Consider the following 20,260-nt stretch of genomic DNA (forward strand, 5'->3'; position numbering starts at 1 on the left):
TGAAGTTCTATGAAATTAGACAATGTATTTAAAAAGACCAGATTATCTTCCGCCAGAAAAGCTTACATTGCCCTTGGCCACAACCGGCCGGAAGTGCCGGAAGGCCTGCTTCGCAAATGTAACAAATGCGGCGGAGCCATTATTGCGGAAGATGTGAAAAACGGATATTATATCTGCCCCAAGTGCGGCGGATATTTCCGGGTTCATGCCTACCGCCGGATCGAGATGGTGGGAGATGAAGGAACCTTTGAGGAATGGGATCAGGATCTGGCTTCTGTTAACCCGCTGCATTACAAGGGGTATGAAGAGAAGCTGGCAGGACTTAGGGAAAAGACCGGCCTGAAGGAAGCGGTGGTGACTGGCAAGGTGAAGATCCAGGGGCAGGAAACGGTGATCGGCGTCTGCGACGGACGGTTCATGATGTCCAGTATGGGTCATGTCGTGGGTGAAAAGATCACCAGAGCCGTAGAGCGGGCCACCGAAGAAAAGCTGCCGGTCATCTTATTTACCTGTTCCGGCGGAGCCAGGATGCAGGAGGGAATCGTCTCTCTGATGCAGATGGCAAAAACCAGCGCGGCCTTAAAACGCCACAGCGATGCAGGGCTTCTCTATGTAACGGTGCTGACTGACCCCACGACAGGAGGAGTGACCGCAAGTTTTGCCATGCTGGGAGATATTATCCTGGCAGAGCCCGGCGCGCTGATTGGCTTTGCGGGTCCAAGAGTCATTGAGCAGACCATCGGACAGAAACTTCCCAAAGGATTCCAGAGGGCAGAATTCCTGGTGGAGCACGGATTTGTAGATGCGATCGTGGAGCGTCCAAAGCTTCGGGAAACGCTGGGAGAGATCCTGCGGATGCACGGGAACGGCGCGGGGATTTCCGAAGAAGAGGAAGGGGAAGAAGCGGAAACGGTCGGGACAGATGCGGCGGCAGCAAGATCTGCTGTGGATGCCGGAGACGCAGGAAGGGGTCAGACTCCGCTTCACCTTCACAACCATGTGGCAGACGCCTGGGACCGGGTGCAGATTTCCCGTATGAAGGACCGCCCGGTGGGCACAGATTATATCCGTGCTTTATTTACGGATTTCATAGAATTTCACGGGGATCGTTATTACAAGGATGACAAGGCTATCGTGGGAGGCATCGCGTATTTTCATGGCATGCCGGTTACCGTGATCGCCCAGGAAAAGGGAACCAATACCAAAGAAAATATTGAGCATAATTTCGGGATGCCGTCTCCGGACGGATACCGCAAGGCTCTCCGCCTGATGAAGCAGGCGGAAAAATTCGGCCGGCCGGTAATCTGCTTTGTCGATACGCCGGGCGCGTTCTGCGGACTGGAGGCAGAAGAGAGAGGGCAGGGCGAGGCCATCGCCAGAAATCTCTATGAGCTGTCCGGACTGAAGGTTCCGGTGCTGAGTGTTGTCATCGGAGAAGGCGGAAGTGGCGGCGCACTTGCCATGGCTGTAGCCGACGAAGTGTGGATGCTGGAGAATTCCATTTATTCCATCCTTTCGCCGGAAGGCTTTGCCAGCATCCTGTGGAAGGACAGCAGCAAGGCAAAAGAAGCGGCAGATGTGATGAAACTGACGGCAGGCGATCTGTTTGAACTGGGGATCGTAGAATATGTATTCCAGGAGCCGTCCCACTATACGGTGCAGAATCTAAAAGAGGTGGCCGTACAGATGGACGGGAAGATCCGGGAATTTCTGGAACAGTACGGATCGATGGATCAGGCTGCGCTTGTAGAGCACAGATATCAGAGATTCCGTCAGATGTAGGAGATGTGTGATGAATAGAAAACCATTGCGGATGGGAAAGATAGAAGCAAAACTTCCTGTGATACAGGGAGGAATGGGGGTAGGCATCAGCCTTGGCGGACTGGCCGGGGCTGTTGCAAAAGAGGGCGGCATAGGGATCATCTCTGCCGCCCAGATTGGATTTCGGGAGCCTGATTTTGACCGGAATCCCAGAGAAGCAAATTTACGGGCTGTGAAGACGGAGTATGACAAGGCAAGAAGCCTTGCGCCGGAGGGCGTGATCGGGTTCAATATTATGGTGGCAATGCGCGGGTACGAAGAGTATGTGCGCGCGGCCATTGACGCAGGAGCGGACCTGATCATTTCCGGGGCGGGCCTTCCCACCGATCTTCCCAGGATCGCGGGAGAATCCGGGGTAAAACTTGCGCCGATCGTGTCCACAGAAAAATCGGCCCAGGTCATTTTAAAATACTGGGATAAAAAATATCACCGGATCCCGGATCTTCTGGTCATTGAAGGGCCGAAAGCCGGCGGGCATCTGGGATTTCATCTGGGCGAGATCGAAGAATTTCAGAAAACATATGACGAGGAAGTAACGAAGATCCTGGCGGTGGTGAAAGGGTATGAAGACCGGTACGCTCAGCATATTCCTACGGCGCTTGCAGGCGGCATCTCCGACAGGGCGGCGGCAGATCACGCATTTTCTCTGGGGGCGGATGCCATACAGGTAGCCACCAGATTTGTAACGACCAAAGAGTGCGATGCAGACATCCGCTACAAGGAAGCCTATGTAAATGCGAAAGAAAGCGATATTGTGATTGTCAAAAGCCCGGTAGGCATGCCGGGAAGGGCGATCCGCAACGCATTTATCCGGCGGGTGGAAGCAGGGGAGCAGATCCCACACAGTCCCTGCCACGGCTGTCTCCACAAATGCGACCCGTCGGCCATTCCCTATTGCATTACCGATGCGCTGATCCATGCGGCCAAAGGCGAGATTGACGAGGCGCTGCTGTTCTGCGGGGCCGACGCCTGGAAGGCGGACCGGATCGAAACCGTAAAAGAAGTCATAGATTCCCTGCTGTAAAGGCGAAAAGAGGCGACAGATTTCCTGTCAGAAGGGCGAAAAGAAGCTATTGATTCTGTGATGCGGAAAAGCGTATAATAGAGACAAAGACGAAAGAGGCAATCGAATATGAAAGATGCGTATGAAGTGATCAATCATACCCTGGTAAGCCTGATCAATGAAATTTGGGAGTTGGAGGAAAAGGCGATCATTACCGAAGAATTTAAAGACCTTACCAACAACGACATGCATGTGATTGAGGCAATCGGCCTGGGAAATGGCGGAAATATGTCTGCCATTGCGAAAAAACTGAATATTACCATGGGTTCACTGACTACTGCCATGAATAGTCTGGTCAATAAAAAGTATGTGGAGCGTCACAGAAGCGAAGAGGATAGGAGGGTGGTGTTCGTAAGACTGACGGCGAAGGGCGTGAGGGCATACCGGCATCACGAGGATTACCATCGCCAGATGACGCAGGCCATCCTGGACAAGCTGGACGAAAAAGAGCTGCCGGTACTTCTGAAGACGCTGGATGCACTGGACGAATTCTTTACCGGGTACAGCCAGAAAGAGTTTGCACAGGAAAAGAACGCTTAAGAAGCAGGAGGGATGCTTATGTATGAACAGGAGATCCGCAGATTAAGAGAAATTGTCGCAGACAGTAAAAACATTGTTTTTTTCGGGGGAGCCGGAGTTTCCACAGAAAGCGGCATCCCGGATTTCCGGAGTGAAGACGGACTGTACCGACAGAAATACAGCTATCCGCCGGAGCAGATCATCAGTCATACATTTTTTGTCCGCCATCCGGAAATCTTTTTTGAATTTTACAAAGATAAAATGATGGCGCTGGATGCAAAGCCCAATGCGGCGCATATCAAGCTGGCTCAGTGGGAGCAGGAAGGCAGGCTGACCGCAGTCATTACCCAGAATATCGACGGCCTTCACCAGGCCGCAGGCAGTAAAACCGTACTGGAGCTTCATGGAAGCATCCACCGCAATTATTGCCAGAATTGTGGCAAATTCTACGACGCCCGGTATGTAAAGGACACTCCGGGGATTCCGCACTGCGAGTGCGGCGGCGTGATCAAGCCGGACGTGGTCCTGTACGAAGAAGGACTGGATCCCGACGTGATCCAGCAGAGCGTACATGCCATCGCAAATGCCGACACACTCATCATCGGCGGCACGTCGCTGGTCGTATACCCGGCGGCAGGATTTATCGATTATTTCCGGGGGAGACATCTGGTAGTGATCAATAAAAGCGCCACAGCAAGAGAAGTGGGCGCGGAGCTTACGATTGCCGGTCCGATCGGAGAGATCATGGCGGCAGTGTAATGGGGACGTAGACCTTTGCAAAAGGTCTACGTCCCCATTTGCAATTTGCCCTGTACCTAAATGGAATTTACCCTGTACCCTATGTGACTTTATCACAGAAAAATGGGGGGATTTTTGTTAATATCTGCCTATAAAATGTGAAATACAGGAGGATTCTAGAGATATGAGTTTTTTTTCAAATATGCAGGAGAAATCATTGCAGGAATATATCAATGAAGCAAGAGGCCGGGAGGGCAGTATTTTTCTGGATGTACGGACTCCGGAAGAATATAGGGAAGGGCATATTGAGGGGAGTTTCAACCTGCCATTGCATGAGCTGAAGAAAGTTGAGTCATTGATCCCGGATAAGACGAGCCCGGTTTATGTGTATTGCTTAAGCGGAGCCAGAAGTAAGAGATCGACAGCGCTGATGAAACATATGGGGTATACGGATGTGACGGATATGGGAGGGTTGCTCGGTCAGAAGACAGATTTGGTGAAGTGAAGATGCATTGATAAGCAGCATTGATAAGCAGCATGACTGAAGCAGCATGACTGAAGCAGCATGACTGAAGCAGCATGACTGAAGCGGCATAGCTGAAGCGGCATGATTGAAGCACTATGGTTTAAGTGACATAGATAAAAAAGAACAAATAAAAAAGTTAATAGAATAGTCAAAAAAGAGGGTGTCCCAAAACTGTAGATTTTGAAATATGAAGGGAAGAATTTAAAGTTTTGGGACACTCTTTTTTAGTTCGATGGCATTTTTTCTGTGTCAACATTTTTTGTAAAAATCTGAATACTGCGTTCCAGGATTCCTTTCATGCAGGCGATGGCGGTTCCGTAGTTGGTGATGGGGATTCCGGCGTCTTCAGCACAGCGGATCCGGTATTTCATTTCCCGCTCATTTAACATGCATCCGCCGCAGTGTACGATCAAGCGATATTTTTCTAATGAAAATGGAAATTCTGTTCCGCTGGTGAATTCAAATTCCAGTTCTTTTCCGGTATAGTTCCGGATCAGCCGTGGAAGTTTTACCGTACCGATGTCATCGCATTGCCGGTGGTGAGTGCAGCCTTCGGAAATTAATATTTTGTCTCCGTTTTGCAGATGACTTAGCATTCTGGCGCCATCGACCAGGGTTTTCAGGTTGCCCTTGTATCTGGCAAATAAGATGGAAAATGAGGTCAATGGGATGCCGGAAGGTGTATCGGCCGCTGCTTTGTCGAACACCTGGCTGTCGGTAATCACAAGCGCCGGTTTTTTCCCAAGAGTTTTCAGTGTGTTCTTCAGATCGGTCTCTTTGACGACAATGGAAATGGCGTTGTGATCCAGGATGTCTCGAATAGTCTGCTGCTGGGGAAGGATCAGACGGCCCTTTGGCGCTGCTTTATCGATGGGGATGACCAGCACAACAAAATCTGCCGGCCGGATCAGGTCTCCCACAATTGTTTTGCCGGAATCTTCATCCGGAAGCAGCGTGGCAATCCGCTCTTTTAATTCCTGGATATGATATTTGGAGGAGGCGCTGACCCAGATAATATCCGCTGCAGATGGACTCCCTATTCCCGGTGAAGGAGACAGGCTGGCGGTACATGCCAGATCGGCCTTATTGAATACAATCAGATAAGGGATTTTTTTCGCCCGGATGCGATCCAGGATTTCCAGATCTTCCGCAGTCATTCCCACCGTGCCGTCGACTACCAGCAAGGCAATGTCTGTCTTGTTTAAAACCTGGTAGGCTTTCTGAACACGCAGATCTCCCAGATCCCCTTCATCATCCAGCCCCGGCGTATCGATCATAACCACCGGCCCGAGAGGAAGCAGTTCCATGGCCTTTAGAACCGGATCCGTAGTAGTACCCTTCACATCCGAAACAATGGCAAGATTCTGTCCGGTCAGAGCATTGATCACACTGGATTTTCCTGCATTTCTCTTCCCAAAGATCCCGATATGGACACGCTCTGCGGAAGGCACATTATTCAAACTCATGTGGATAAACCTCCTTGTGGATAAAAAGTGGAAAGTGTGGATAAATGTGTGGTGGCTTTCATTGGGGACGGGGGATTTCCAGAAATCCCCCGTCCCCAATGAATTAGAAGCGGAAGTCTCTCCGGTTATTTTCCCGGATGAGCCGCAGGTTTTCCACAACCTTTGCCCGTACTTTTTCATTGGGTACATTTAGGACTTCTTTGTCGATCAGTTTGTCTCCCAGCGCCTTGGTTGCTGGGGAAGCATAATCCATCAGGTATTCTTCCAGCGTCATGAGTGCGTTGGGGTGGCAGCAGTTCTGGATCTGTCCGCTCTTGCAAAGGGACATGAAGCGGTCGCCGGTGCGGCCTTCTCGGTAACAGGCGGTGCAGAAGCTGGGGATATAATCCATTTCCATAAGCCAGTGCACGACTTCGTCCAGGGTGCGGGTGTCTATGACGTCAAACTGTTCGGAGCGTTCGTCTTCGGGTTCGGGTTCGCAGTAGCCGCCCACGCTGGTGCGGGAGCCTCCGCTGATCTGGGAGATGCCCAGGTGCAGTGCGCGTTCCCGGACGGCCTGATTTTCTCTGGTGGAGATGATCATGCCGGTGTAGGGCACAGCGATGCGGATGCAGGCAATGATCTTGGCGAAGGTATCGTCGTCGATGCCGTTTTTGAAGGAACTTGCGTCGATGTCGTCAGCATCCCGGAGTCTTGGCACGCTAATGGTGTGAGGGCCGACGCCGAAAGCGGCTTCCAGATGTTCGGCGTGCATCAGAAGGCCTGCGAATTCGTAGCGGTATTTATCCAGGCCGAACAATACGCCAAGTCCTACGTCATCAATGCCGCCTTCCATGGCCCGGTCCATGGCTTCGGTGTGGTAATCGTAATTGTGCTTCGGGCCGGTTGGATGCAGTTCCAGGTAGCTTTCTTTATGGTAGGTTTCCTGGAACAAAATGTAGGTGCCGATGCCGGCCTCTTTGAGTAACCGGTAATCGTCCACTGTGGTGGCGGCGATATTGATATTTACCCGGCGGATTGCGCCGTTTTTATGTTTGATACTGTAAATGGTGTTGATGCAGTCCAGATAGTATTCCATGGTGTTGTGGACCGGATCCTCGCCTGCCTCCAGCGCCAGCCGTTTGTGCCCCATATCCTGAAGGGCGATGACTTCTTTGCGGATCTCCTCCTGGGTCAGCTTTTTACGGGCGATATGTTTATTTTTTAAATGATAGGGACAATAGGTGCAGCCGTTGATACAGTAGTTGGAAAGGTACAGCGGTGCAAATAAAACGATCCGGTTTCCATAGAAATCTTTTTTGATCTGCTCGGCCAGGCGGTAGATTTTTTCGTTCATCTCCTCATTCTCACAGGCCAGGAGCACGGAAGCCTCCCGGTGGGAAAGGCCTTTGCGAAGTTTTGCCTTTTCGATCAGAGATTCGATCAGCTTCAGATTGTTTTTGTTTTCATCGGCATAAGCCAGGGTGTCAAGAATTTCCTGATGATCGATAAAATCATCGGCGTGTCTGGAATTTACATCATACATTTGAAAGTTCCTCCTTTTAAAATAATTTTGAAAATATATCCATATGCGTTACATCAGGGAGTCTCCGCGTGTTGTAACGACCTGATATCCAATGGCGGCCATCCGTTCTTCCAGCTCTTTTCTGGCTTCGGCGGCTTCTGCGCCGGTACAGAGCTTGTTGTCGTAGAGGGCGTAGCTTTCCCCGCACGTCCGGCGGGGAAAGGTTGGGCATGATTACATTTGCGCCGGCTAGAATTCCCTGTTCTCTGCCGTCCGGGGCGATGGTTCCCAGAGCCGTGGTGGCAGGCAGGAGCACTTTTGGCAGCAGGAGACGGATCAGTCCCAGAAAAAATAAAGTTTCCTCCAGCGTTCCTGCTGACTGGTCTACAAATGGAGTGGCGTGGTGGGGGATAAAAGGTCCGATTCCCACCATATGTGGCTTCAATCGCTCCAGAAACAGCATGTCTTCCGCCAGATATTCCGGCGTCTGCCCGGGGGAACCCACCATAAATCCGGCACCCACCTGGTAGCCGATGTCTTTCAAGGTAAAGAGGCATTCCTGCCTGTGGGCGGCCGTAAGGTTCTTCGGGTGCAGTGTGGAATAATGTTCCGCGTTGAAGGTTTCGTGGCGCAGAAGATAGCGGTCCGCCCCGGCGTCAAAAAACGCCTGATAACTTTCCCTGGAGCGTTCGCCGATGGAAAGGGTCACGGCGCAGTCAGGAAATTCTTCTTTGATAGAACGCACGATCTGACAGATTTTTTCATCGGTAAACCAAAGATCCTCTCCGCCCTGGAGGACAAAGGTGCGAAAGCCCAGCTGATATCCGGCCCGGCAGCAGGAAAGAATCTGCTCCTGTGTCAGACGGTAGCGTTTTGCCTGACGATTGCCGGCGCGGATACCGCAGTAATAGCAGTCATTTCTGCAGTAGTTTGTAAATTCAATGAGTCCGCGGATCCATACCTGGTGCCCATAGTAGCGGTGGCGCACTTCTCTGGCAAGAGAGAACAGGTACCGGGATAATTCCGGCGTCTGCCCGCGGATCAGCATAATCCATTCTTCTTTTTCCAGATGATGTTCCTGATAGAGTTTGTTGATCAGTAATGTCAGATCCTGCAAAATGTTTCTCCTGTCTGAAATCAAAATGTTTCTGCGGCATGATGCCACAATGAAGTTTAATGAGGAACAAAAAAACCTGGTGCATGAGCGCACCAGGTTTGGCAACAGGAGAAGAGATGATCTCCCTGTTTCCCTATACAAAAAGTAAGATCCTCGCGCCTTCTCACGCAGGTGCAATCCTTTGTGGTTAGTACGTTTCGTGATTTTTATATTGTTAGAAAATTATAGCACAGCGAACCGGAATCCACAACCAAAGATAATGTTTTCACAAGCCGTTACCCCCGCAGGGACGCGATCAGTCGCCTGGGTTTCAGCAGAAGATCCAGGCCGTCTACTATAGAAGAAACACAGATGTCCGACTGGGCGGCCAGCTTTCCGTAAGCGCCCTCGGGGCCGATGACAGCAATGGACACAGCCGCATCAAGGCACATTTTCATATCATTTCTCCCGTTTCCGATGGCAGCGCAGGAATCCGGACCAAGCTCCATTAAGATCTGATGCTTGGCATCAAGAGCGGAGCCCTTCGGGAAAGTGCGGATCGTCAAAGGCAGTCCGGCACACATCTGTGCGGCAGTGCCGTGGGTGTCGGCGGTCAGCACATAAATGTCGAAATATTCGCTCAGCTGACAGAGCCGGTGTCTGACATCCTGGGGAATGGAGCCGTCCACCGCGATGGTACCGTTATAATCTAATAATAGATTTTTTAAATGAAGAGTCCTGTAACCGGGAATATCAATTGTCATAATTACCTCATATTCACGTTTTTTCTTATACTTTAACATATTCACAAAATTTGTGCTATGATAAAGGACAGCAGAGATTTAAAAAAGAGTGACAGGAATGCGCCGAAGAAAAATGCTCAACAAATTTGAAAATCAAAAAATATAATAAAAAAGAACATAACTAAAAAAGAACATAACTAAAAAGAATATAACTAAAAAAGAGAAAGGAATAAGTATGACAAGAGAAGAAAAAACAGACTGGCTGTTTCAGTATCTGAAAGCAGAAAATGCAGGTTACGCTGCAATCCCGGATCCGGTCAATTTCACAGAAAAAAGAAAACTACTGCGAAGCCTGATGAATGTGCGAAGGCCGGGAGAAGCGTCCGGCGAATACTATGCAGTTCAAGACAGCCTTCTGACAGAAGAGGCAGAAGAAAAAGGGATTGTAGATGTGCGAAATCTTTCTTCTGTGGCAGAAGAATTTCCGGAAAATGAACTGCGTAACCCGGAAAGGATCTATTTGTGGAAAGGCGACATTACAAGATTAAAGTGCGATGCCATTGTCAATGCGGCCAACAGTCAGCTTCTCGGGTGCTTCGTTCCCTGCCACGGTTGTATCGATAACGCAATCCATTCCGCCGCAGGAATCCAGTTGCGAAACGAATGCGCCCGGCTCATGGCCGCGCAGGGTCACGAAGAACCCGTCGGCAGAGCAAAGATCACAGAAGGGTATAATCTTCCTGCAAAATATGTGATCCACACGGTAGGTCCGGTCGTAGGCACCATAGTATTGCCGCAGCAGAAAGAAGAATTAAAAAACTGTTATATCAACAGCCTTAAATTAGCAGAAAAACATCATCTGGAATCCATTGCATTTTGCTGTATCTCCACCGGAGAATTTCACTTCCCCAATAAACTGGCGGCAAAAATTGCTGTGGAAAATGTGGATAAGTACCTGAAAAAATCGGGGATAAGACAGGTGATATTTAATGTATTCAAAGAAGAAGACTATCGGCTGTACACAAAAAAGTTTTTGGGGACGGGGGATTTCTAGAAATCCCCCGTCCCCAATGAAAGGGATGTGGATAACCTGTGGATAATTTGATTTTTAGTTTGAATGCAACGGTTCCGGTGTTTCTTCTGATGGTTCTGGGCCTGGTTCTGCGGAAGCTTAACTGGATCGACGATGTGTTTGCCTCGAAAATGAACCAGTTTGTTTTTAAGGTGCCCTTGCCGCTCCTGGTTTTCCTGGATCTTGCGACTGTGGATTTTGAGGAGAGCTGGAATTTTAAGTTTGTGGCGTTTTGCTTTGTGGTGACCCTGATCTCGATCTTGCTCTCGGCGGGAATTTCCTTGCTCTGGAAAAACCGGAGCATCCGCGGGGAGTTTATCCAGGCGTCTTATCGCAGCAGCGCGGCGATCCTGGGGATCGCCTTTATCCAGAATATTTACGGTTCTGCCGGGATGGGGCCTTTGATGATCATTGGCAGTGTGCCGCTTTACAATATGATGGCCGTGGTGGTGCTTTCGGTTTTCAAGCCCGGGCAGACGGGGCTGAATCGCCAGGTGGTGAAGAAAACGCTGCTGGGGATCGTGACGAATCCTATTATCATAGGGATTGCAGCGGGGCTTCTCTGGTCAGCCTTCAGGCTTCCTATGGCCGGGATCCCGGAGAAGGTGATCGCAAACGTGGCGGGCACGGCTACGGCCGCTTGGACTGATGGCTATGGGCGCTTCCTTTGATATGACAAAGGCGCTACAGACCGGAAAGCCTGCGGTTACGGCGGCTGTGATCAAACTGGTCGGATTTTGCGCGGTTTTCCTGCCGGCCGCAATTGCCTTTGGCTTCCGGGAGGAAGAACTGGTGGCGATCTTGATCATGCTGGGATCTGCCACGACCGTCAGCTTGCTATGTGATGGCGAAAAATATGGGACATGAGGGCACGCTGACCTCCAGTGCGGTGATGCTGACTACCCTCCTTAGTGCCTTTACCCTGACAGGCTGGCTTTTTCTTCTAAGAAGCAGGGGCCTGATCTAGTCATACATACCTGAACCGGCCATACGCGCTTGAACTGGCCATACGCGCTCGAACCGGCCATACGCGCTTGAACTGGCCATACGCGCTCGAATCGGCCATATGCGCTCGAACAGGCTATACACGCCTGAACAGGCTATACGCGCCTGAACTGGCCGCATGCGCTGACTCCTTAAGAATTCCTAAAATTCTTCAAAATCCTTGACAAACCGGGGGCGGATGACTATGATATTTACTAGTTTATACGCAAAGGCATAGATGAAGAGGAGTATGCATGGACTTTTCCTGACAGAGAGGGCGCCCGGAATCAGAGGCTGAGAAGCGCCTGAGGATCAAAGATGCAGAAGGTAGCTTCGGAGCCGGATTGCCGAATCGCCAGTTTAAGTGGCAGCAGCCGTCAGATCAGGAGCGGCAGCAGTCGCCAGATCAGGAGCGGCAGCAGCCGTCAGATCAGGAGCGGCAGCAGTCGCCAGATCAGGAGTGGCAGCAACAGCAGCCGCCGGATCAAGGGCAGCAGTAAGCAGTCCCGGAGTCGTTCCCGTTAAAGAATAAGAGGAGAGGTATAGAAGGAGCCGGCAGGATTTCTTCTATATAAATAAAGGTGGTACCGCGTAAAAACGCCCTTTATGTAATATAAAGGGCGTTCTTTTATTACCGAAATGTGAAAAAAGTGTGAAGGAATGCGAGGAGAGAACAATGAGTCAGAATCTGGAAAAAACCTATGACCCGAAAGCAATTGAATCAAAACTCTATGACAGATGGTGCGAAAAAAAGTATTTTTCACGCAGAAGTGGATCGGAGCAGAAAACCGTTTACCTACCGTGATGCCGCCGCCGAATATTACCGGCAAGCTGCACATGGGCCACGCCCTGGACAATACTCTGCAGGATATCCTGATCCGCTATAAAAGAATGCAGGGCTACAATGCGCTGTGGGTGCCGGGTACCGACCATGCGGCTATTTCCACGGAAGTAAAAGTGACCAATCAGTTAAAAGACGAGGGCATTGATAAAAGAGAACTTGGCCGGGAAAAATTTCTGGAAAGAACCTGGCAGTGGAAAGAAGAATATGCAGGAACCATTGAAAGCCAGTTAAAGAAACTGGGCGTTTCCTGCGACTGGGACAGAGAGCGGTTCACTCTGGACGAGGGCTGCTCCAAAGCGGTGGAAGAAGTATTCATCCGCCTTTATGAAAAAGGCTACATTTACAAAGGTTCCAGGATCATCAACTGGTGTCCGGTATGTAAGACTTCCCTTTCTGATGCGGAAGTGGAGCATGAGGAACAGGAAGGACATTTCTGGCACATCAAATACCCCATCGTGGGAACCGACGACTATCTGGAGATCGCGACCACCCGTCCGGAGACCATGCTTGGCGATACCGCCATTGCTGTACATCCGGAGGATGAAAGATACAAAGACATTGTAGGAAAAACAGCGATCCTGCCGCTGGTAAACAGGGAGATTCCCATTGTGGCGGACGATTATGTAGACAAGGAATTTGGAACCGGCGCTGTAAAGATCACGCCGGCTCATGACCCCAACGACTTTGAGGTGGGTAAACGCCATAACCTGCCGGAGATCAATATCATGAACGACGACGCCACCATCAATGAAAATGGCGGGAAATACGCCGGCATGGAGCGGTATGAGGCGAGAAAAGCCATTGTGGCTGATCTGGAAAAAGAAGGCTATCTGGTAAAAGTCGTTCCTCATTCCCTAATGTAGGAACCCACGGACCGCTGCCACACCACTGTTGAGCCGCTGGTGAAGCAGCAGTGGTTCGTGCGGATGGAAGAGCTGGCAAAGCCGGCCATCGAAGCCATCAAAAATGGCGATCTGAAATTTGTGCCGGAGCGTTTGACAAGATTTATCTGCACTGGCTGGAAAATATCCGCGACTGGTGCATTTCCAGGCAGATCTGGTGGGGACACCGGATCCCGGCTTATTACTGCGACGAGTGCGGCGAGGTTGTAGTATCCCGCGGCATACCGGAGAAATGTCCGAAATGCGGCTGCACCCATTTCACACAGGACGAGGATACGCTGGACACCTGGTTTTCCTCTGCACTGTGGCCGTTTTCCGTACTGGGCTGGCCGGACAAGACAGAAGAAATGGACTACTTCTATCCCACAGACGTGCTGTGACCGGTTATGATATCATTTTCTTCTGGGTCATCCGTATGGTATTCTCCGGCTATGAACACTCCCGAAAGAGCCCCTTCCACACCGTATTTATCCACGGCCTGGTAAGGGATGCCCTGGACGCAAGATGAGCAAATCTCTGGGAAATGGTATTGATCCTCTGGAGATTATCGACCAGTATGGTGCGGATGCGCTTCGGATGACGCTGGTAACCGGAAATGCGCCGGGAAATGACATGCGTTTCTACAATGAGAGAGTGGAAGCCTGCCGGAACTTTGCCAATAAAGTATGGAATGCGTCCCGTTTCATCCTGATGAATCTGGGCGACAAAGAGATCACAGAGCCGGCGGATATCCGGAAACAGCCGGAGGACTGCTGGATCCTGTCCCGGTGCAACACCGTGGTCAAAGAAGTGACCGAAAATATGGACAAGTTCGAGCTTGGTATTGCCCTGTCCAAGGTGTATGACTTTATCTGGGATGAATTCTGCGACTGGTACATTGAGATCGCAAAATACAGGATTTATCATGCGGACGAGGATCAGGAGAGTGCAGACGCGGCCATGTGGACTCTGCGGGAGGTGCTGAAGAACGCACTGAAGCTTCTTCACCCCTACATGCCGTTTGTATCCGAAGAGATCTACAGCAAGCTGGTTCCGGAAGAGGAATCTCTGATGATCTCCAGATGGCCGGAATACGATGAAGCTCTGAATTTCCCGGAAGCAGAAGAAACACTGGAACATTATAAGGAAATCATCCGGGGCATCCGCAATGTACGCGCGGAGATGAACGTGCCAAACAGCCGGAAAGCCACCGCATTTGTTGTGTGTGAAGACCAGAAGCTTTGCGATGGCCTGGAATTTTTAAGAAATTCCGCAAAAAATATGGCTGCCCTTCATGACCTGATCATTCAGAAGGATAAGGCAGGCATCCCGGAGGACGCGGTATCCATCGTGGGTTCCGGACGCTATCGTTTATCTTCCGCTGGAAGAACTGATTGATTTTGATCAGGAGATCGAGCGGCTGGAAAAAGAAGAGGCAAGACTGACAAAAGAAATCGCCCGGGCGACCGGTATGCTGAACAATGAAAAATTCGTCAGCAAGGCGCCGGAAGCAAAGGTACAGGAAGAACGTGACAAACTGGAAACCTATAAGCAGATGATGGCTCAGGTAAAAGAGCGATTGGAAGGATTGAAGGGAAAACGTGAAAATTAAGATTCCAAAGCCCGACCTGAAAGGCGGGCTTACCAAGTTAAAAAATCTGAAAAAGGAAGATGTGGAAGCGTGGTGGAAAGGGCGGAAAGAACGCAGGGCCCGCATCCTGGAAGAACGAAGAAACAGCGCGTTCGCCAGGAAAATGCAGCCGGTCTATGCTTTTATGAACCGGTTCTCCCTGGTGTTCCACGCCCTGCTGGCCTGCATTCTCAACTTTGTGATCGAGGCCATTTCCAGGCATTCGCTGATCGAGGCCGGGGCATATATGATCGGAACGCCGCTGGTATTTTTGTATAACGCGTTTATGATCTTTATCACATTTTCCATCGTATATTTCTTTAAGCGAAGGATTTTTGTCCGGATCATCATCAGTGTCTTCTGGCTCATCCTTGGCGTGGCCAACGGCTACATGCTCTTAAAGCGGGTGACGCCATTTAATGCCCAGGATCTGAAGGTGGCCACGGACGGACTGGCCCTGATCAACAATTATTTCAACGGTTTTGAACTGGTGATCCTGGGTGTGGGCATCGTGTCCGTTGTGGTCTGGGTCATTTCCATGTGGAAGCGGGGCGGCCAGTATACCGGCAAAATGCACCGGATCCGCGCATTGATCGGCGTGATCATCTGCGCGGCACTCTATGGGGTGATCTCTGATCAGGCAGTAGATAAGCGGGTGGTATCCACTTACTTTGGAAATATTGCATTTGCCTATGAAGACTACGGACTCCCCTACTGCTTTATGGCCAGCGTATTTAACACCGGCATCAATGAGCCAAACGATTATAATAAGGAGACCATGGAAGCCATTGCCGGGGACGGGGCTCTGACAAAGTGCGAGACCGGGCGGGCCAGCGAGGCGCTGCCGAACATTCTGTTTGTACAGCTGGAGTCTTATTTTGACGTGTCAGAGGCTGAGTTTTTTACTACCTCCAGGGACGCCTGCCCCAACTTAAGATCCATGTTTGAGAATTATTCTTCCGGGTATTTTAAGGTGCCGTCCGTAGGAGCCGGCACAGCCAACACCGAGTTTGAGGTGCTGACCGGCATGAATCTGCGGTATTTTGGACCGGGAGAATATCCGTATAAAACGTATGTCAAAGAGAAGCCCTGCGAGAGCGCGGCTTCGGCCCTCAGCGCTCTTGGATACGGCACTCATGCCCTCCACAACAACGGCGGCAATTTCTACAGCAGGGGCCAGGGTATTTGACAATATGGGATTTGACAGCTTTACCAGTAAGGAATTTATGAATATTCTGCAGCAGACGCCAAACGGCTGGTCTACAGACGCGATTCTGACCAATCACATCATTGACGCCATGGACACCACTGAAGGCAGAGACTTTGTCTTTACCATCAGTGTGCAGGGACACGGAGATTATCCGGAAGAAAAAGTGATTGAAAATCCGGAGATTACTGTGGAAGGCATCGAAGATGAAGGCCTGAAGAATAAATGGGAGTACTATGTGAACCAGGTCTATGAGATGGACCAGTTTGCAGGAAATCTGATCCAGGCTATTGAGAAGCGGGGAGAGCCGACTGTGGTGGTATTCTACGGCGACCATCTGCCCACCATGGGACTGGAGGCAGAAGACTTAAAGAGCCGTTATCTTTACAACACCAATTATGTGATCTGGGACAACATCGGCCTTCCCAAAGAAGACCGGAACATCCCGTCCTACCAGATTATGGCGGATGTGCTGGAACGGCTGGATATTCACTCCGGTACCGTGTTTAATTATCACCAGCAGAGACGCCAGACCAGAAACTATCTCTCGGATCTGGAGCTTTTGCAGTACGATATCCTCTATGGCGACCAGTATGTATACAATGGCAATCCGCCGGTTACAGAAGGGCATATGGTGATGGGCGTACAGGATGTGACGCTTACCAATATCGTGCCTCATCTGGGCGAGGGATACAGCCTTTACGGAGAAAACTTTACCCAGAACAGTAAAGTGTATATCAATGGCGAAAAAATGAAGAGCTCCTTCCTGAATAATACCCGGATTGATTTTTCCGGAGTGGAGCTTGAAAACGGAGACGAGGTTGTGGTGCGACAGATGGGATCTAGCAACACTACGTTCCGGAAATCTGATATTTACATTTATCAGGATGGAACGCTGACCTGCCAGGAAGGGACGGCGACCGATAAAACCAGGTCCTGGACAGAGCAGGCAGACGAGGAAGAAGAGTAAGAAGAGTAAGAGGACAGGCAGGATGACAGAAACCGCAGACATGCAAAAGAAGGCGCCTGGAATCGGGGACATACGCCCAGGCCGCAGCTTATATTGAAGAAATTCCGAAATTTACAAAAAAAACATTCGCTGGATCATACCCGGGAGTTTTTGCGGCGCCTGGGGGATCCGGCGCAGGACCGGAAGATCATTCATGTGGCCGGCACAAACGGCAAAGGTTCGGTCTGTGCATATATCAAGGCAATTCTGACAGCTGAGGGGAAAAAGACGGGGTTCTTTACATCCCCTCATCTTGTCTCTGTAAATGAAAGGATTGAGATCTGCGGAAAGCCGGTGGATGACGACACGTTTTTCCGGATTTTTCAGAAAGTATACAAAATAGCCGGAGAGATGGAAGCAGAAGGGCTTGGGCATCCTTCTTATTTTGAATTTTTATTCGGGCTTGGGATGCTGGCTTTTGGCGAGTCGGATGTAGAATATATCATCCTGGAGACCGGTCTTGGCGGGAGGCTTGACGCCACTAACGCGATCCCGAAGCCGGCGCTTTGCGTGATCACTTCCATCAGCCTGGATCACACGGCTATCCTGGGAGACACAGTAGAAAAGATCGCAGCGGGAAAAAGCGGGGATCATCAAAGAGAACGTGCCGGTACTGTTTGACGGAAGCAATCCGGCGGCTGCGGAAGTGATCAGGGAAAAAGCGCGTAAGACGGGCGCTCCTTGTAGAGAAATCTCGAATCGTGCGTTCAAAATCCGGGAAGTTGACCGGAAATATATTGCATTTTCAAGAACGAGTGCGTATGATAAAGGTGTTATCTGCCACATTCCCCATCTGCGAGGTCTGTCAGGCCATGAATGCGGAAATCGCCCTGGAGGTGGCGGAATGTCTGTTTGGAGGCGGCCTGGAGGAAACGGATCAGGGATTCGCTCCTTTGCCTGCGTCAGAAAAGAGGCAGCTTGTCTGGGCAGAGGCCCTTTCCCGGGTGTGCTGGCCCGGCAGGATGGAAGAGGTCAGACCCCATCTTTATCTGGATGGCGCTCACAATCCGGGGGCTGTGGAGGCGTTCACAGAAAGCCTTGGGATGTTAAAAGGAGAGAAGATCCGGCAGGACGTGCTGGTCTTTTCCGCGGTGTCGGACAAAGAATACGAGAAGATGATCGCATATCTGGCCGGAGCGCTGCATGTGGCGGCAGTCATTGTGACACAGATTGAAGATGACAGAGGGGTGGGGGCGGAAGAATTATTCCGTCTGTTTCAGAAATATGCCACAGGGCAGTCGGTGATCTGCCGGCCGCGGCTTTTAGACGCGCTCCTGGAGGCAGAAAAGCAGAGAAAAGATACAGAAGGCGATGTGTATTGTATCGGATCTTTGTATCTGGCGGGCATGGTGAAAAAATTACTGTCAGGAGGCGGTTTGGATGTTGAACTTTGAAGAAGAATTGAAAAAATTTCAGCCAAGTCTGGAAATTGAAGAAATAGAAGACGCAGTTTATCAGGAAGACCTGACGGATATGTCAGACATTTTAAAAGAGATGATCGAGCAGACAAAGTAAGGAGCCAGGAAGATTAAAGAGGGTAGTATATGGATTATACAGAAAAATTACTTCATCAGTCAAATTACTGGTACAATGACGGATTGAAAAAAGCAAATATCAGAGATCTTTCCGGCGCTATCGTATCCCTGCGCCGGAGCCTTCAGTACAACAGATCCAACATTGCCGCCCGCAATCTTCTGGGGCTGGTGTATTATGGCCGCGGAGACGTGGCGGAGGCGCTGGTGGAATGGATCTTAAGTAAAAATTTTCAGTCCCATGAAAATATCGCAAGTTATTTTATCCAGAAGACCAGGGAAAATACTGCTGAGCTGGAAGCCGTCAATCAGGCCGTAAAGCGATACAATCAGGCGCTAAGCTATGCCAGACAGAACGGGGAAGACCTTGCTATCATCCAGTTGAAAAAGGCGCTGGACGTTCATCCGTCTTTTGTAAAAGCCTATCAGCTGCTTGCGCTGTTGTATCTTCACACCGAGCAGTTCCCGAAGGCAAGGCAGGCGATCCGGGCCGCGCACAAGCTGGACAAGACCGACGATATCACCTTGCGCTATATGCACGAGCTGAACCAGATCCGCAAAAACCGGACGGTGAAGATCAAGGAGAAGGAAAAGAAAGAAGAGCAGACGGTGACTTACAGCATCGGAAATGAGACCATCATCCAGCGGTGTCCTCCGGCTACAAAGAAAGCGCAGGTCTTCACACCATTGCAAATATTGCCATCGGCCTGGTGGTAGGCGTGGCGGTGATGTGGTTTCTGATCCTGCCGGCGGTCACCAGGTCCAGACAGCAGGACACCAATGAAGACATCGTGGCATTCAGCGATCAGATCGCAGAACAGAAGGCGCAGATCAGCGCCCTTCAGACAGAGCTGGAATCTTACCGCTCCACCAGTCAGGAGACGGAAAACGCACAGGCAACTGCGTCAGCGACCCAGGAAAGCTATGAGATTGTGATGAATATCTGGGATCATTTTTATACCGGAGATATGGGAAGCGAATCGATGGTGGAAGAGCTGTTGAAGGTCAACGCAGATTCACTGGGAACTGTGGGGAGAGATACCTTTGACGAGATGACAGAGGCGCTGTATCCGCAGGTGTGCGCCAGCCTTTACGCGGCTGCAGGGGAGAGCTTTGATGTGGCCAATTACGAAACCGCCATCGCCAACCTGGAGCAGGTGATGAAGATGGACGAAGGCTATAACGACGGGGCGGCGGTATTGCTTCTGGCACAGGCTTACGAAGGAAGCGGCGAGCAGGATCAGGCCAATGTGCTGTATCAGAAGATCATTGAAGATTACCCGGATACCGATGCGGCGGCAACCGCACAGGAGGCCCTGGACGAACAAAACGGCGGAGGCGCCGGAGACGAAGATGATCAGGAAAAAGACACAGATACGGCAGATGCCGGGACAGAAGAATAAAAGTACGAAAGAAAAGGATGTGTAAAATTACACATCCTTTTTCTTTTGGGCTATATCCATATAGAAAAGGGGGAAATATATGAAATACCAGGTACAGGAAAATTATCTGACCATTTTTCTTCCAGGAGAACTGGATCATCACAATGCAGAGGAAATCCGCCGGGAATCGGACCGTCTGATCGAGCGGAACCATATCCGCTATGTGATAACACGCGATCTAGT

Annotated in this window: 14 protein-coding genes and 5 pseudogenes; 15 read left to right on the forward strand and 4 right to left on the reverse strand. The window is 50.4% G+C overall.

Going from position 1 to position 20,260, the window contains the following annotated elements; genetic code table 11:
• Positions 1-9: 9 nt before the first annotated feature.
• From ABGT54_RS06140 to ABGT54_RS06160, 5 genes are all read left to right on the forward strand, one after another.
• Positions 10-1,782, forward strand: a complete 1,773-nt coding sequence (locus ABGT54_RS06140) for an acetyl-CoA carboxylase carboxyltransferase subunit alpha (protein ID WP_346663279.1) — start codon at positions 10-12, stop codon at positions 1,780-1,782.
• A gap of 10 nt (positions 1,783-1,792) precedes the next feature.
• Positions 1,793-2,845: a nitronate monooxygenase family protein gene (locus ABGT54_RS06145; RefSeq protein ID WP_346663280.1), complete on the forward strand. Its 1,053-nt coding sequence runs from the start codon at positions 1,793-1,795 to the stop codon at positions 2,843-2,845.
• A gap of 108 nt (positions 2,846-2,953) precedes the next feature.
• Positions 2,954-3,424: a winged helix DNA-binding protein gene (locus ABGT54_RS06150; protein WP_346663281.1), complete on the forward strand. Its 471-nt coding sequence runs from the start codon at positions 2,954-2,956 to the stop codon at positions 3,422-3,424.
• Positions 3,425-3,442: 18 nt separating this feature from the next.
• The gene (locus ABGT54_RS06155; protein WP_346663282.1) at positions 3,443-4,162 is read left to right on the forward strand and encodes an NAD-dependent protein deacylase; all 720 of its coding nucleotides are present in this window, start codon (positions 3,443-3,445) and stop codon (positions 4,160-4,162) included.
• Positions 4,163-4,325: 163 nt separating this feature from the next.
• Positions 4,326-4,646 (forward strand): rhodanese-like domain-containing protein, encoded by a 321-nt coding sequence (locus tag ABGT54_RS06160; RefSeq protein ID WP_346663283.1) that lies wholly within the window; start codon positions 4,326-4,328, stop codon positions 4,644-4,646.
• A 245-nt stretch (positions 4,647-4,891) separates the two neighbouring features.
• Here the strand turns inward: ABGT54_RS06160 and hydF are convergent, their stop codons facing one another.
• From hydF to ABGT54_RS06180, 4 genes and pseudogenes are all read right to left on the reverse strand, one after another.
• Positions 4,892-6,133 (reverse strand): [FeFe] hydrogenase H-cluster maturation GTPase HydF, encoded by a 1,242-nt coding sequence (hydF, locus tag ABGT54_RS06165; protein ID WP_346663284.1) that lies wholly within the window; start codon positions 6,131-6,133, stop codon positions 4,892-4,894.
• Between the two features lie 103 nt (positions 6,134-6,236).
• Entirely contained in the window at positions 6,237-7,658 is a 1,422-nt protein-coding gene (gene hydG / locus ABGT54_RS06170; RefSeq protein ID WP_204909089.1) for a [FeFe] hydrogenase H-cluster radical SAM maturase HydG, read from the reverse strand.
• Between the two features lie 48 nt (positions 7,659-7,706).
• Positions 7,707-8,685: pseudogene (gene hydE, locus ABGT54_RS06175) on the reverse strand ([FeFe] hydrogenase H-cluster radical SAM maturase HydE).
• A gap of 344 nt (positions 8,686-9,029) precedes the next feature.
• A complete protein-coding gene (locus ABGT54_RS06180; RefSeq protein ID WP_346663285.1) occupies positions 9,030-9,497 on the reverse strand; it encodes an ATPase P in 468 nt (155 codons plus the stop codon).
• 214 nt (positions 9,498-9,711) lie between these two features.
• Here ABGT54_RS06180 and ABGT54_RS06185 point away from each other — a divergent pair, with 214 nt between their 5' ends.
• From ABGT54_RS06185 to ABGT54_RS06230, 10 genes and pseudogenes are all read left to right on the forward strand, one after another.
• Entirely contained in the window at positions 9,712-10,530 is an 819-nt protein-coding gene (locus ABGT54_RS06185; protein ID WP_346663286.1) for a protein-ADP-ribose hydrolase, read from the forward strand.
• A 38-nt stretch (positions 10,531-10,568) separates the two neighbouring features.
• Positions 10,569-11,515: pseudogene (locus ABGT54_RS06190) on the forward strand (AEC family transporter).
• Between the two features lie 361 nt (positions 11,516-11,876).
• Complete coding sequence (locus ABGT54_RS06195; protein ID WP_346663287.1) at positions 11,877-12,032, forward strand: hypothetical protein; 156 nt, start codon at positions 11,877-11,879, stop codon at positions 12,030-12,032.
• A 176-nt stretch (positions 12,033-12,208) separates the two neighbouring features.
• Positions 12,209-14,869 (forward strand): annotated as a pseudogene (locus ABGT54_RS06200) (valine--tRNA ligase).
• Positions 14,859-17,064 (forward strand): annotated as a pseudogene (locus ABGT54_RS06205) (LTA synthase family protein). The pseudogenes ABGT54_RS06200 and ABGT54_RS06205 overlap by 11 nt, the downstream one beginning before the upstream one ends.
• A gap of 56 nt (positions 17,065-17,120) precedes the next feature.
• Positions 17,121-18,497: pseudogene (locus ABGT54_RS06210) on the forward strand (folylpolyglutamate synthase/dihydrofolate synthase family protein).
• Positions 18,484-18,618, forward strand: a complete 135-nt coding sequence (locus ABGT54_RS06215; protein ID WP_346663288.1) for a hypothetical protein — start codon at positions 18,484-18,486, stop codon at positions 18,616-18,618. The pseudogene ABGT54_RS06210 and the gene ABGT54_RS06215 overlap by 14 nt, the downstream one beginning before the upstream one ends.
• 29 nt (positions 18,619-18,647) lie before the next feature.
• Positions 18,648-19,352 (forward strand): tetratricopeptide repeat protein, encoded by a 705-nt coding sequence (locus ABGT54_RS06220; protein WP_346663289.1) that lies wholly within the window; start codon positions 18,648-18,650, stop codon positions 19,350-19,352.
• Positions 19,283-20,038, forward strand: coding sequence for a tetratricopeptide repeat protein (locus ABGT54_RS06225; RefSeq protein ID WP_346663290.1), 756 nt, complete (start codon positions 19,283-19,285; stop codon positions 20,036-20,038). The genes ABGT54_RS06220 and ABGT54_RS06225 overlap by 70 nt, the downstream gene beginning before the upstream one ends.
• A gap of 79 nt (positions 20,039-20,117) precedes the next feature.
• On the forward strand, positions 20,118-20,260 hold a 143-nt coding region (locus ABGT54_RS06230; protein ID WP_346663295.1), incomplete at its 3' end, for an STAS domain-containing protein.

Origin of the sequence: uncultured Merdimonas sp. (assembly GCF_963929015.1) — a bacterium.
In the GTDB taxonomy this organism is placed as follows: domain Bacteria; phylum Bacillota; class Clostridia; order Lachnospirales; family Lachnospiraceae; genus Merdimonas.

Coding starts and splice junctions, on each gene's coding strand:
- ABGT54_RS06185 (WP_346663286.1), top strand. CDS start 9,712: ATGACAAGAGAAGAAAAAACAGACTGGCTGTTTCAGTATCTGAAAGCA.
- ABGT54_RS06215 (WP_346663288.1), top strand. CDS start 18,484: ATGTTGAACTTTGAAGAAGAATTGAAAAAATTTCAGCCAAGTCTGGAA.
- ABGT54_RS06180 (WP_346663285.1), bottom strand. CDS start 9,497: ATGACAATTGATATTCCCGGTTACAGGACTCTTCATTTAAAAAATCTA.
- ABGT54_RS06160 (WP_346663283.1), top strand. CDS start 4,326: ATGAGTTTTTTTTCAAATATGCAGGAGAAATCATTGCAGGAATATATC.
- ABGT54_RS06140 (WP_346663279.1), top strand. CDS start 10: ATGAAATTAGACAATGTATTTAAAAAGACCAGATTATCTTCCGCCAGA.
- hydG (WP_204909089.1), bottom strand. CDS start 7,658: ATGTATGATGTAAATTCCAGACACGCCGATGATTTTATCGATCATCAG.
- hydF (WP_346663284.1), bottom strand. CDS start 6,133: ATGAGTTTGAATAATGTGCCTTCCGCAGAGCGTGTCCATATCGGGATC.
- ABGT54_RS06150 (WP_346663281.1), top strand. CDS start 2,954: ATGAAAGATGCGTATGAAGTGATCAATCATACCCTGGTAAGCCTGATC.
- ABGT54_RS06145 (WP_346663280.1), top strand. CDS start 1,793: ATGAATAGAAAACCATTGCGGATGGGAAAGATAGAAGCAAAACTTCCT.
- ABGT54_RS06155 (WP_346663282.1), top strand. CDS start 3,443: ATGTATGAACAGGAGATCCGCAGATTAAGAGAAATTGTCGCAGACAGT.
- ABGT54_RS06220 (WP_346663289.1), top strand. CDS start 18,648: ATGGATTATACAGAAAAATTACTTCATCAGTCAAATTACTGGTACAAT.